Here is a 13,259-nt window from a genome sequence, read left to right on the forward strand (position 1 = left end):
CAGATGTGACGCCCCGTCAACGGTCCGGACAGGACTGGCTGTTCGCCGCCCGTCCGGACCGTGGCGTCCGGGCTCAGGCGGCCGGGCAGTCCAGCCGGCTGATACGGATCGCTCCCCGGGCCTCGCCGGGGTGGCGGCTGGTGAGCATGAGCCGGACACGGGAGCCGCGGAGGGCTTCGAACGTGATCACGGTGGGTGCGTCGGAGGCGGCCGCCCAGCCGATCCGGGTGTCCCGCGCGGTCTGCCACGCGCGGCCGTCCCACACCGCCACCTCTATCGCGGCGGGCAGGCTGTGGCCGGCGTCCACGGTGAAGGAGACGTCCACCCGGTCGAAACCGCGGGTGCGCCCGTGGTCGACCGAGACCCAGTCCTCGGTCCGCGCGCCGTCGAAGGCCGGCAGCAGGGCGGTGGCCTCTTTGAAGAAGCCGTTGGACCAGCCGGTGGCGGGGTCGCCGTCGAGCATGGCGGCGGGGAGGGTGTCCTGACGGCCGGAGTAGCTCGCGTCCGCGTGCGGGTGAGCGGGCGGGGCCGGATGCCCGGGCCGGAAAGCGGCCGGCGCGGTCTCGGCCCGGTCCGCGGCCCGGGTGGCCCGTACGGTCGCCGTGCCCGCCCGCAGCCCCTCGGCGCGGGCGGTCACCCTCACCGCACCGGCCTTGGTGCCGGACCGGACGATGGCGAGGGCCTTGCCGTGGAAGGCGGTGCGGGTGCTCGCCTGGTAGCGCTCGGCACTCTCCTGCCGGCCGTTGTCGAGTCCGGCGAGGGACCCTCCCGTCACGGTGAAGGAGAGCAGGTGCTCCGCGTCCGGCACCACGACACCGTGCCGGTCGACGACCTCGGCGGTCACGAAGACCAGGGAGCGGCCGTCCGCGGCGACGGACTCGCGGTCCGGGGTCAGGCGTATCGCGTGCGGAGCGCCCGCGGTGCGCAGCACGTCGGTGGCGACCACCTTGCCGTCCCGCCGTGCGACGGCCTTCAGCTCGCCCGGTTCGAAGGGAACCCGCCAGGCCAGGTGGAGCTTGCCTACGCTGCCGTTCGGGCTGGTGTAGCTGCCGGGGTGAGGGCCGTCGGTGAAGGTCTTGTCGTCACCGGTCGCCTCGGTGGTCTCCAGGTAGGTGCGGCCGTCGACGGTCTTCTTGGTGTCGAACCGCCGTACGCCGAGCGACTTCCCGTTGAGGTAGAGCTCGACCGTGGCGACGTTCGCGTACGCCCACACCTCGACCGTGTCGCCCTTGTCGTGGTTCCAGGTCGCCGGCAGCAGGTGAACCATCGGCTCGCTGGTCCACTGGCTGCGGAACAGGTGGTACATGTCCTTCGGGAAGCCCGCCGTGTCGACCGCCCCGAAGAAGGAGGCCTTGACCGGGAAGACGTCGTAGGGGGTGGGTTCGCCGATGTAGTCGATGCCCGACCAGAGGAACTGCCCGGCGAACCACTTGCGGTCCCGGTCCTTCTTGTGGCCGTACTCGCCGCTCATGGTCCAGGAAGCGAGGTTGTTGTCGTACGAGGAGGTCGCACGCCGGCCCGGGGTGTGGTTCTCGCCGGTGTTGAGGCGCTCGGGCTCCTGGTAGGCGCCGCGGGTGGAGGTCTCCGAGGAGGACTCGGACTCGAAGAGGAACAGGTGCGGGTAGGCCGCGTGCAGCTGGTCCACCGACTTGGCGGTGTTGTAGTTCAGACCGAGGCCGTCCAGCTTGGCCAGCATCAGATCGGCGGCGGAGCCCTTGGCGGGCAGGCGGCGGTACTTGTCGGAGCCGATGACCAGGGGGCGGGTGTCGTCGGCCGTCTTGATCGCCCCGATGATCCGGTCGGCCATGGCGAGGCCGGCGGTCGAGGTGGAGTCGGGGACCTCGTTGCCGATGGACCAGGCCAGCACGGCGGGTGAGTTGCGGGCCGCCAGCACCATCTCGGTCGCGTCCTTCTCGCACCACTCGTCGAAGAACCGGCCGTAGTCGTACCGGTTCTTTCCGGTCCGCCAGCAGTCGAACGCCTCCACCAGCAGGACGACGCCGAGCTCCTCGCAGACCTGGATCACCTCGGGCGCGGGCGGGTTGTGCGAGGTGCGCAGGGCGTTGACGCCCATGGAGCGCATGATCTCCAGCTGCCGCCGGACGGCGTCGATGCTGACGGCGGCGCCGAGCGCGCCCAGGTCGTGGTGGAGGTCGACCCCCTTGATCTTGTGGTGGGTGCCGTTGAGGAAGAAGCCCTCGTCCGGGTCGAAGCGGAAGGTGCGGAAGCCGAAGACCGTGCGGTAGGTGTCGGTGGTCCGGCCGCCGACGCGGAGTTCGGTGTGCAGGGTGTAGCGGTGCGGTGTCGTGAAGTCCCACAACTCCGGTTTCCTGACCCGCAGTTCGTGAGCGACGGTGCGCTCGCCGGTGACGGCCGCGGCGGTGGAGGACGTACGGGCGACCGTCCGGCCCCCGCGATCGGTGATCCGGGAGACGATCTCGACGTCGGTGCCCTTGCCGGAGGCGTCGACGACGGAGGTGGCCACCCGTACGACGGCACGCTCGGCGGAGATCTCGGGTGTGGTGACGCGGGTGCCCCAGCGGGCCACGTGCACCGGTTCGGTGATCACCAGGCGGGCCTCGCGGTAGATGCCGCTGCCCGAGTACCAGCGGCTGCTCGGCAACCGGTTGCGGACCTCGACGGCGATCACGTTCTCGGTCGTGCCGTCGGTGTGCACCAGGTCGGTGAGGTCGAGGGCGAAGCCGGTGTAGCCGTAGGGGTGACGGCCGGCCTCCGTGCCGTTGCAGTAGACGGTGCAGTCCATGTAGACGCCGTCGAACTCCACGCAGACGCGCTTGCCGGCGAGGGTGGGCGGCAGGGTGAAGGCCAGGCGGTACCATCCCAGGCCGCCGGGCAGGAAGCCGGTGCCGCTGGTGGTGCCGTGCTCGGTGGTGGGGGTCTGCTCGATGCTCCAGTCGTGCGGGACGGCCGTCTCGCGCCAGCCGGAGTCGTCGTAGCCGGGAAGGTGGGCATCCGCGTAGGCGCCGGTCGGGTCCGTGATACCACCCGGGTTCACCAGCGCGAAGCGCCAGCCGTCGCGCAGTGCGACGGTCCGGCGGCCGGGCGCGCCGCGGCTCTGCCCGGCGGCCCACGCCTCCGGGGCACCGGGCAGCGCTCCGGCCGCGGGCGCGGCCGCGGAGGCGAACAGGACCGATCTGCGCCTGACCGACATGGAATCTCCCTCACGAGGGCCCAGAAGTACTCACAACTGATCGCGAACAAACAGATTCTGTCGAGGCGTCACACCCGGACGTCAAGGGTGCGTCGGGGCCGTTCTGCCCCGGCGATCACTTCGGCCGGAAGTGCGCCCCGACCCCGGCCGGGGAGCGGCACAGGGGTTACCGGTCCACGCCGGGCGCCTACGGACTACGCTGGAACTCAACTGGCCTCCCTGTTCACTGTGAGTGTCCGTATGGAGTCGCGACGATGAGTCCGGACGAGCCGTTCGACGATGGCGTGGCAGCCCGCGCCGTCATCGCCGTCGACGGCACGCTCACCGAGTGGAGCGAGGGTGCGCGCCGTCTGCTGGGGCACACGGCCGACGAGGTCGTGGGCCGCCCGGCCGCCGCGCTGCTGGCCGACGGCGCCGACCCGCCGTCCGTGCGGGACGGCTCTCGCTGGAGCGGCACACTCACCCTGCGTCACCGCGACGGGCACCCGGTCTCCCTCTGGGTGCTCGCCCACCGCAGGCCTCCCGACGGAGCCGAGGCGACCGATTGGCTCGCGGTGTCCCCGCCGGAGGCCGCCGACCAGGGGCTTGGCGACGACCCGCTGGTGCGCCTGGCCCTGACGCAGTCGCCCTGCGCCACGATGATCTTCGACGAGCGGCTGCGGCTGCGCGGCCTCAACGACGCCATGGCGGACCTCCTGGGGCTGCCCGCCGCGCGGATGCTGGGGCTGAAGCCCACCGACATCGGCAGCCGACCGCAGAACGCCGAGCTCGAGGAGTATCTGCGCAGGGTGCTGAGCACCGGCCGGCGGCAGGAGATGCAGACGTACATGAAGGCGACCGGCGAGAGCCGGGGGGCCCACGCCTGGCTGGCCAGGATGGCCCCGCTCACCGACGGCACCGGCCGGGTGCGCGGCGTGTGCGTGACGGCCCACGACTTCTCCGACCAGTACCGGTCACGGGAGCGGCTGCTGCTGGTCAACGAGGCGAGCGTGCGCATCGGCACGACCCTCGACGTCACCCGTACGGCGCAGGAGCTGGCGGACGTGTGCGTGCCGGCGCTCGCCGACTTCGTCAGCGTGGACCTCCTCGACCCCCGGGACCACGGCGGCGAGTCCGCCGGGCCGCCGATTCCGCCACTGAGCCTGCGCCGGTCCGCCCACCAGTCCGTCAACAAGGGCAGCCCCGAGGCCGTCGCCAAACCCGGACAGGTGGACGTCTACCCGGAGAACTCCCCGCAGGCCGCCTCCCTGGTGGCCGGGCACACCGTCGTGGCCTCGGGCGCGTCGGGCGACCTCGAGCGCTGGCTCGCCTGGGACCCGGTGCGCTTCCAGCGGATACAGGAGTACGGCATCCACTCCACGATGTCCGTGCCCCTGCAGGCCCGGGGCACGACCCTGGGCGTGGCGGTCTTCACCCGCTTCCGCCGCCCCGAGCCGTTCACCCCCGACGACGTGCTGCTGGCCGAGGAGGTCACGGCCCGGGCCGCCGTCTGCATCGACAACGCGCGCCGCTACTCCCGCGAGCGCGAGACGACCCTCACCCTGCAGCGCAGCCTGCTGCCCCGCACCCTTCCGCACACGGCGGCGGTGGAGGCCGCGTCCCGCTACCTGCCGGCCACGCGCTCCGGCGTGGGCGGTGACTGGTTCGACGTGATCCCGCTGTCGGGGATGCGGGTCGCCATGATCGTCGGCGACGTCGTCGGTCACGGCATCCAGGCCTCGGCCACCATGGGCCGGCTGCGCACCGCCGTCCGTACGCTCGCCGACATCGACCTGGCGCCCGACGAACTGCTCACGCACCTCGACGACCTCGTCGTACGGCTGTCGGAGGAGTCCGGCGGGGACGACGGCACCGGGGAGGTGGGCGCGACCTGCCTGTACGCGGTGTACGACCCGGTCTCACGGCGCTGCACCCTGGCCCGGGCCGGGCATCCCCTGCCCCTGCTGGTGCCGCCGGGCGGCCCGGCGCGCCAGCTCGACCTGCCCTCGGGGCCCCCGCTGGGTGTCGGGGGGCTGCCGTTCGAGGCGGCCGAGGTGGAGCTGCGCGAGGGCAGCATCCTGGTCTTCCACACGGACGGACTGCTCGTGAGCCGTGAGCGGGACGTCGACACCAGCGGCCGGATGCTCCGCGAGGCGCTGTCGGCTTCCTCCGGCTCCCTGGACGAGACCTGCGACCGCGTGCTGAACACACTCCTCCCCCCGGGCGGCTCCAGCGACGACGTGGCCCTGCTGCTGGCCCGCACCCGCGGCCTGCCGTCCGCCCAGGTCGCCACCTGGGACATCCCGGCCGACCCGGCACTGGTGGCCCCCATCCGCAAGCAGGTCGTCGACCAGCTGGAACGCTGGGGGCTGCTCGAAGCCACGTTCACCGCCGAGCTGGTGGTGAGCGAGCTGGTCACCAACGCCATCCGCTACGGCGCCCCGCCCATCCGGCTCCGGCTGATCCATGACGCGGCCACGCTGATCTGCGAGGTGTCCGACACCAACCACACGGCACCGCACCTGCGCCGGGCGAAGACCTGGGACGAGGGCGGCCGCGGCCTGCTCCTCGTCGCCCAGCTCACCCAGCGGTGGGGCAGCAGGCACACCGGCGAGGGCAAGACGATCTGGGCGGAGCTGGCCCTGCTCGGCGACGAGCTCTGAGCACCCGCTCCGCACCGGCAGGCGGGCGGGGGCCGCCCCGGACAGGACGTGACAGGGCCCCTGAGGTTCTCTTACCAGCGCCTGGTTTCATGGGCGGGCACGACCAGACCACGCTCCGGAGGACACCGCCCTGAACGCCCCGCTCGCCGAAGTCCTGTCCGTGACGCTGCTGGCCACTGTGCTGATCTGGGCCGTCGCCCGCCCCAAGGGCCTGCCCGAGGCCGTGCTGGCCGTGCCCGCCGCCGGTCTCGCCATCGCCCTCGGAGTGATCTCGCCCGAGCACGCCGGGGAGGAGATCCAGCGGCTCGGGCCCGTGGTCGGCTTCCTCGCCGCCGTGCTGGTGCTCGCCCACTTCTGCGACGTGGAAGGGCTCTTCACCGCCTGCGGGGCGTGGATGGCCCGCTGGGCGGCGGGGCGCCCCACACGGCTGCTGACCGCGGTGTTCGCGCTGGCCTCCGTCATCACGGCCGTACTCAGTCTGGACGCCACGGTCGTCCTGCTGACCCCGGTGGTGCTCGCCACCGCCACCCGCATGGGCGTGCAGGCACGACCGCACCTGTACGCCTGCGCCCATCTGTCGAACACCGCCTCGCTGCTGCTGCCGGTCTCCAACCTGACCAATCTGCTGGCCTTCACCGCGAGCGGACTGAGCTTCACCCGCTTCGCGGCCTTGATGGCGCTGCCGTGGCTGGTCGCCATCGCCGCCGAGTACCTGGTGTTCCGCCGTTTCTTCGACGACGAGCTCGCGGCGCCCGTACCCTCCCCCGACTCCGACCCCCGTCCCGAACCTCTCCCGCTGTTCGCCCTTGTCACCGTCGGCTGCACACTCGCCGGGTTCGTCGTCGCCTCCGCCGTGGGGATCGCGCCGGCCTGGGCCGCGACGGCCGGTGCGCTGGTGCTGGCCGGGCGGGCGCTGGTGCGGCGCCGGGCCACGCCGCTCGCGGTGGTGCGCTCGGCGCAACCGGCGTTCCTGGCGTTCGTGCTCGCACTCGGCGTCGTCGTGCGCGCGGTCGTCGACCACGGGCTCGCCGACGCGCTGCGGCACGTCCTGCCCGACGGTTCGGGACTGGTCACCCTGCTGGGCGTGGCGGCGCTGGCCGCGGTCCTGGCGAACCTCATCAACAACCTGCCCGCGGTGCTGGTGCTGCTGCCCCTGACCGCCGGGTCCGGTCCCGGTGCCGTGCTGGCGGTGCTGCTCGGTGTCAACATCGGCCCCAACCTGACCTACGCCGGATCGCTGGCGACCCTGCTGTGGCGGCGGATCGTCCAGCAGGGCGGGCACCGGGTGGGTCTCGGCGAGTTCACACGGCTCGGGCTGCTCGCCGTACCGGCCGCGCTGGTGTCGGCCGTGGCCGCCCTGTGGCTGTCACTGGCCGTCGTCGGCGTCTGAGCCCGCCGCCCGGTCAGCGGCGGCCGTCTCCGCCGCGGCCGTAGCCGTGGCCGGGGTAACCCTGGTCAGGGTTGCCGTAGCGGCCGTCGGAGTCGCAGTGGTAGCGGTAGCAGGACGGGTCTGTGGCGGCCGGGCTGCTCGGCGTCTGCTCCGGCGCCGGGGAGGCCGGGGACGGAGTCGGTGTGGGCGCGGGTGTCCTCGACCGTGTGGGACCGGGGGACGGTGCGGGGGCGGTGCGGGTCGCCGGAACGTTGGCGTTCCAGTTGACGGCCTGCACCTGGAGATCGGCCCTGGAGGTGTCGATCACCCAGCGCTGGACCTCGTCGTCCGTCCGGGCCTTGAGGACCAGGGCGCCGGAGCCGTCGGTCGCGGCGGGGGCAAGGGCGAGGTCCTGGTCCCAGCGGGGCACCAGGGCGCCCTGCAGGGTGAAGTCGTAGCGGATGTTCTTCGGGTCCGGGCGGGAGGCGCCCGTGCAGGGAGCCAGCCGGACCGAGTAACCGAGCTGCGAGTCCAGGCACAGGTCCGGCGCGGCGCCGTTGCGCAGCAGTCCGTCGGTCTCGTACGTCCACTGCTGGGCGGCTTCCGCGGAGCAGGTCGTCAGCTCGGCCTCCGCGCCCTCGACGGCCTTGTCGCCGTCGACGCCGACGCACAGGTCCGAGGCGACGTTGTGCAGCCGGCCGTGGAGGGCGCCCTGGCGGGCGTCACCCGCGCCGGTCCGGGACGGGTCGGTGTTCCTCTCACCGGCGTCGGGGTCGGGTGCCTCCCCGGCTGCTCGATCGGCGCCGGCCGGGGCGCTGTCACCGGAGTCGCCGGTGGACCACAGGACCAGCGGCAGAACCACGAGGCCGCTGACGGTCAGGATGCCCACGGTGAGATTGCGCCGCCGTGCGACACGGCGGGCGGCCCTCCGGCCGGACCTGGCCGACCTTCGGGCGGCGCTTCGGGAGCCTTCGCTCCGGTGGGCCGGGGCCACGGTGGCGATCGGCAGGGAGCGGCCCACGCCGGCCGCAGCCTCGGCGGTGCCCCCGGCAGGGTCGCGGCTCTCGGCCCCGGCAGGGGGCGGCGGCGCGGTCGCCGGGCCGCCCGGCTCGGTGAACGACTCCCCCACCGCGCCGGCGAGGGCGACCGGATCGGGGAAGACCTCACGCCCGTCGCCGGGCTGTCCTCGGAAGGCCTCCCGTGCCGCACGCGGCGGCGCAGGGAACGACCGACCAGCCGGGCCGGCCAAGCCCTCGCGCGTCGCACCGGCCGGATCCGCAAGGCCCTCGCGCGCCGCGCGGGAACCCGACAAGCCCTCGCGCGCCGCACGGGCCAGATCCGTCAGGCTCCTGCGTGCCGCACCGGCCGTATTCGTCCCGCCCCTGCGTGCCGCACGGGCCGGACCTGTAGACGCCTTGCGCGCCGCACGCGGCGAGGCCGGGAAGCCTTCGCGCGCCTCACCGGCCGACTCCGCGAGCCCCTCGCCACCCGCCGGTCCCGCAAAGCCCTCGCGCGCCGCATCCGCAGGCCCCGGGGAAACCTCGCCTCCCGCACCCCTCGGTCCCGCAAAGCCCTCGCGTGCCGCACGGACCGGATTCGTCACACCCTTGCGTGCCGCACGGGCCGGCCCCGGAAAGGCCCTGCGTGCCGCACGCGGCGAGGCCGGGAAGCCATCGCGCACCTCACCGGCCGGCTCCGCGAGCCCCTCGCCACTCGCCGGTCCCGCAAAGCCCTCGCGCGCCGCACGGGCCGGGTCCGGCATGATCTCGTACGCCATGCCGGCGGGTTCCGGGAAGACCTCGCGGGCCAGGGCCACGGGGTCCGGGAACAGCTCGCGTGCCGCGCCGGCCAGGGCCCCGGCGGCCGCACCGGCCTCCGCCCCGGGCCGTCGGCGCTCCGCGGCCCGCCCACCCCCGGTGTGGTCTGCCGCCTCGCCGATCCGGCTCTCCGCGTAGCCCCGCCCGCCCCAGCCCAGCACCCCTTCCGACAGGGCGACGCCGAGGGCGTGGTTGAACTGGTCGAGCTGGTCCGCGGCAACGCTGCAGTGCCCGCAGCCCTCTATATGCGCGCGTAGATCGGGGTCGATGTCGAGCCCCCCTCGCCGGTACGTCACGTCGAGCAGCCGCAGATAGCGCCGGCACTCCTCGTCGGGGGCGAGTTCACGGTGGAGCTGCAGGCATTCCTCGCGCAGCCGGTCGCGGGCCCGGTCCAGTTCGACGCGCGCGCCCTCCTCGTCCAGGCCGAGCAGCGCGGCCGGAGACGACAGCGGTTCGGCCTCGACCTCGACGTGCCACAGCAGGCAGCGGGCGGACTGGGGCAGCCGCTGGAAGGCGCCGGACAGCAGGCGCCGGTGTCGCGACGGCAGCAGTCGGGAGGCCGGCCGCTCCCCGTCGCCGGTGTCGGCCAGCAGCGCCGGGTGGAGCATGTCGCTTCGGTGGTCGCCCGCCCACTCGGCCGCGATCCGCCGCACGGTGAGGAGCAGATGGGACCGCCACGCGGAGGTCGGTCCGTTCTGCCGGAGGGTCTCGCCGAAGAGCCGGGTGAACGCCGCGGTGGTGAGCATGCCCGCGGAGCGCGGACCGTCGGTGCACAGCCGGGCGTAGGCGAAGGCCGCCTCCCAGTGCCGGTCCAGCAGTTCGCCGACGGGGTGGAGTGCGGGCGTCGCCCCCGTCCACTTCCTGAGCTCCGCGCTCAGTTGCTCGTCCGTCGCACCGAACCCGCGGGCCGAGGCCGGGGAATTCGACGGGCCTGCGTCTTTCACGGCTGCATTCCTCTCAAGGACATGCGGAACAAAGTCCGTACCAAGGGGTATGCCGGCCGGCGGCCGCGCGCATACGAAAGAAAGGCGTGTGGGGGCACGCCGTCAGGGCACACCTTTACACAGGTCAGGGACGGGGAACAAGGGATCACGCGGTTTCGCGCATTGCGTGGACGCGCAGCGGCTTTTGACAAGAAGTCAGCCAGTGGCGCGAAAGGCATTTCCGTGCCGTCCGCCCCTTTCTATACGACTGACATTTTCCCGCCCCGCCGGTCGCCCGGAAACCATTGAGTCACCCCCCGAGCAGCAGCTCACGCGGTGGGCGGCGTTCCGCACCGGTCTTTCGATGTCTGCGGCGGAACCAATAGCGGTGCTCAGCCGGCCGCACCGCCGTGTGTCGCCCGGTACGCCCCGGGCGGTGCCCCGTAGCGCTCGCGAAAGGCGCGGTTGAAGTGGAACGGGCTGACGAAACCCGAGGCCGTCGCGACGCGTTCCACGGGCAGGTCGGTGCTCTCCAGCAGCCGGGCGGCATGGCGCAGCCGTGCCTCGCGCAGGGCCCGCATGGGCGAGCGGCCGAGCTGACTGCTGAACAGATGGGCGAAGCGGGACGGCGACAGCGCGACGCCCTCGGCGAGGGAGCGGACGGTGTGCGGGGCGCCCGGGTCGGCGTCGATCAGCTCCTGCGCGCGACGGACCCGTGCGTCGAGGCCGGGCCGGGGAGCCGGCGGCCGGGCGGTGGTGAGGAGGACGATCTCCTCCAGTGCGCACAGGGCCAGTTCGCGGGCGGCGCTGCCGTGGGCCACGGCGACCTGCCCGTCCGGGGGCGCCCCGTCGGGCAGGGCTTCGGTGCCGGTCCAGCGGGCGTCGGTGTGCATCCGCCGGAACGCCGCCCCGACGCGGCCGTGCACGCCGGCCGGGACGGAGGCGATCAGGTACATCCCGTGACCGGCGTCGTACGGCCGCAGCCACGCGGCCCAGGACGGGCGGGCCTGGCAGTGCGCCCACCAGAACCGCCAGTGCCCGGCGCCGGACTCGACTCCGTACCCGTGCGGGACGCCCGGGGCGAGTACGACCAGTGCGCCCGCCCCGGCCGAGGTGTTCGCACCGCCCTGCCACAGGCGTCCCCGGCCTGCGGTGGTCCAGGTGAAGAGCCAGCTCGCGGACCCGTGCGGCCGGTGGACGCCGTACCCGTGCGGCTGGTCGAAGTGGCCGACCACGACCAGTCCGGGCGGCGGGGCGGGATCTCCGGTGTTCCCCGTGCTCCCGGTCTTCCCTGTCTGCCCGGTGTGGCTCGCCTCGACAGTCTCGGGCAATCCGTCAGCACGCACGGGCATCCTCCTCGATGGCCCGGAGGCCTAGCGTCTTGCGCCGAGGACACCCGAGCGAGGAGTGCGTTCATGACAGTCACGGGCAACGGCGCCGTCGGCGCCTCCATCCTGGACCGCGAAGAGCTCCGGCGGTACCGGGAGGAGTTCGATGGGGTCGGTTTCACGGTGGTACGGGGGCTTTTCGCGGCCGGCGAGATCGACCGGCTGTGCGGGGAGTTCGCGGCACTGCGGGCGGCCGGTCCGGTGCCCGGGCATTTCGAGCCGCGTGCGGTGGACGGGCCGGGCGCGGACCCCCTGCACGTGTGGCCCCGGGTGATGCACCCGCACGAGATCAACGGCCTCGCGCGCGAGGTCCTGCTCGACGCCCGGCTGCGGACGGTTCTGGAGGCGCTGCTCGGGGAGGAGGTGCTGGCCGCGCAGAGCATGTTCTACTTCAAGCCGCCGGGCGCCCGGGGGCAGGCGCTGCACCAGGACAACTTCTACCTCAGGGTGGAGCCCGGCACGTGTGTGGCGGCCTGGACGGCCTGTGACGTGATCGACCGGGAGAACGGGGGGCTGGAGGTCGTGCCGGGCACGCACCTGATGGACCTGTTCTGCCCGGAGCAGGCCGACGCGGACGTGTCCTTCGCCCGGGAGTACGTTCCGCCGCCGGCCGGGCTGGCGCCGGTGCCGGTGGACATGGCGCCGGGCGACGTCCTGTTCTTCAACGGCAGCCTGGTGCACGGGTCGCAGCCGAACCGGACGGCGGACCGGTTCCGGCGGTCGTTCATCGGGCACTACGTGGGCCGGTCGACGGAGCGGATCGGGCGGTTCTACCGGACGCTGGCGATGAGCGGCGCGCGGGTGGAGCTCGCGGAGAGCGAGGGGGCGGGCCCCTGCGGAACGGAGTTCGCGCCGCAGGGGCCTCACTGACCTTCGAGGGGTGGGTTCAGTGGCCGGCGACCGGGTGGGGGCCGTAGGGGCGCTCGAGCTCCTCCAGTTCCCCGTCGGTCAGCCGGAGTTCCACGGCGGCCACCGCGTCCTGAAGGTGCCCGGGCTTGGAGGCGCCGACGATCGGTGCGGTCACCGTGGGCTGCTGGAGCAGCCAGGCGAGGGCGACCTGCGCGCGGGAGACGCCCCGTTCGCCGGCGATGCGGGTGACCGCCTCCACGATGGCGCGGTCGCCGTCGTGGTACAGGCTGCCGCTGAAGGCGTCCGTGGCTCCGCGCCGGGTCGTGGTGTCCCAGTCCCGGGTGAGACGGCCGCGGGCGAGCGGGCTCCAGGGCAGCACCCCCACACCCTGGTCCGCGCACAGGGGGAGCATCTCGCGCTCCTCCTCGCGGTAGATCAGGTTGTAGTGGTTCTGCATGGAGACGAAGCGTGTCCAGCCGTTCAGACGGGCGGTGTACTGGGCCTTGGAGAACTGCCAGGCGTACATCGAACTGGCTCCGATGTAGCGGACCTTGCCGGCCTTGACGACGTCGTGCAGGGCTTCCATCGTCTCCTCGACCGGGGTGTGCGGGTCGAAGCGGTGGATCTGATAGAGGTCGACGTAGTCGGTGCCGAGGCGGGTGAGGCTGTGGTCGAGCTCGGTCATGATGGCCTTGCGGGAGAGGCCGCCGCCGTTCGGTCCGGGGCGCATCCGGCCGTGCACCTTCGTCGCGAGGACGATCTCGTCACGGCGGGCGAAATCGCGCAGGGCCCGGCCGACGATCTCCTCGCTGGTGCCGTCGGAGTAGACGTTGGCCGTGTCGAAGAAGGTGATGCCCGCCTCGACGGCCTGCCGGATCAGCGGGCGCGAGGCCTCCTCGTCGAGGGTCCACTCGTGGGTGCCGCGGTCGGGCAGCCCGTAGGTCATGCACCCCAGGCTGATCCGCGAGACGTCCAGGCCCGTCGAACCGAGCTTCACGTACTGCATGGTTGGCTGCTCCTGCTTTCGGGGGGATTGCACGGGGAGCGTACGTGTTCGTGTGCGCTCGAAGGCAAGGCCGGGCGGGGCTCCTGACGGGCC

The 13,259-nt window shown here is 73.1% G+C and carries 7 protein-coding genes and 1 pseudogene; 3 read left to right on the top strand and 5 right to left on the bottom strand.

Translation table 11 applies throughout. The annotated features are described in order from the left end of the window. Positions 1-73: 73 nt before the first annotated feature. Positions 74-3,172, bottom strand: a complete 3,099-nt coding sequence (locus ADK65_RS26970) for a glycoside hydrolase family 2 TIM barrel-domain containing protein (protein WP_053673519.1) — start codon at positions 3,170-3,172, stop codon at positions 74-76. Positions 3,173-3,426: 254 nt separating this feature from the next. Between ADK65_RS26970 and ADK65_RS26975 the strand changes: the two genes are divergently transcribed. Together ADK65_RS26975 and ADK65_RS26980 are read left to right on the top strand one after the other, a co-directional pair. Next, positions 3,427-5,814 carry a SpoIIE family protein phosphatase gene (locus tag ADK65_RS26975; protein WP_053673521.1) on the top strand — a complete coding sequence of 796 codons (2,388 nt, stop codon included), beginning with the start codon at positions 3,427-3,429 and terminating at the stop codon, positions 5,812-5,814. Positions 5,815-5,944: 130 nt separating this feature from the next. Continuing rightward, positions 5,945-7,204: an SLC13 family permease gene (locus ADK65_RS26980; RefSeq protein ID WP_053673523.1), complete on the top strand. Its 1,260-nt coding sequence runs from the start codon at positions 5,945-5,947 to the stop codon at positions 7,202-7,204. Between the two features lie 13 nt (positions 7,205-7,217). Here ADK65_RS26980 and ADK65_RS39825 read toward each other — a convergent pair whose 3' ends face one another. The 3 genes and pseudogenes from ADK65_RS39825 to ADK65_RS26990 form a co-directional block, all read right to left on the bottom strand. Continuing rightward, positions 7,218-8,960, bottom strand: a complete 1,743-nt coding sequence (locus tag ADK65_RS39825; protein WP_324614311.1) for a ricin-type beta-trefoil lectin domain protein — start codon at positions 8,958-8,960, stop codon at positions 7,218-7,220. Positions 8,961-9,119: 159 nt separating this feature from the next. After that, positions 9,120-9,944, bottom strand: a pseudogene (locus tag ADK65_RS39830) (RNA polymerase sigma factor); the annotation flags it as partial. A 371-nt stretch (positions 9,945-10,315) separates the two neighbouring features. After that, positions 10,316-11,275 (bottom strand): helix-turn-helix domain-containing protein, encoded by a 960-nt coding sequence (locus ADK65_RS26990; RefSeq protein WP_078956157.1) that lies wholly within the window; start codon positions 11,273-11,275, stop codon positions 10,316-10,318. Positions 11,276-11,338: 63 nt separating this feature from the next. On the opposite strand from ADK65_RS26990, the gene ADK65_RS26995 reads away from it, so the two are divergent. After that, positions 11,339-12,181, top strand: coding sequence for a phytanoyl-CoA dioxygenase family protein (locus tag ADK65_RS26995; protein WP_053673525.1), 843 nt, complete (start codon positions 11,339-11,341; stop codon positions 12,179-12,181). 16 nt (positions 12,182-12,197) lie between these two features. On the opposite strand, the gene ADK65_RS27000 is transcribed toward ADK65_RS26995, so the two are convergent. After that, positions 12,198-13,166, bottom strand: a complete 969-nt coding sequence (locus ADK65_RS27000) for an aldo/keto reductase (RefSeq protein WP_053673527.1) — start codon at positions 13,164-13,166, stop codon at positions 12,198-12,200. Positions 13,167-13,259 lie beyond the last annotated feature (93 nt).

The organism is Streptomyces sp. NRRL B-1140 (genome assembly GCF_001280065.1).
GTDB lineage: Bacteria > Actinomycetota > Actinomycetes > Streptomycetales > Streptomycetaceae > Streptomyces.

Bases quoted from the DNA above. Each gene is read 5' to 3' on its own strand.
- ADK65_RS26970 (WP_053673519.1), bottom strand. From the start codon at position 3,172: ATGTCGGTCAGGCGCAGATCGGTCCTGTTCGCCTCCGCGGCCGCGCCC.
- ADK65_RS26975 (WP_053673521.1), top strand. From the start codon at position 3,427: ATGAGTCCGGACGAGCCGTTCGACGATGGCGTGGCAGCCCGCGCCGTC.
- ADK65_RS39825 (WP_324614311.1), bottom strand. From the start codon at position 8,960: ATGGCGTACGAGATCATGCCGGACCCGGCCCGTGCGGCGCGCGAGGGC.
- ADK65_RS26990 (WP_078956157.1), bottom strand. From the start codon at position 11,275: ATGCCCGTGCGTGCTGACGGATTGCCCGAGACTGTCGAGGCGAGCCAC.
- ADK65_RS26995 (WP_053673525.1), top strand. From the start codon at position 11,339: ATGACAGTCACGGGCAACGGCGCCGTCGGCGCCTCCATCCTGGACCGC.
- ADK65_RS27000 (WP_053673527.1), bottom strand. From the start codon at position 13,166: ATGCAGTACGTGAAGCTCGGTTCGACGGGCCTGGACGTCTCGCGGATC.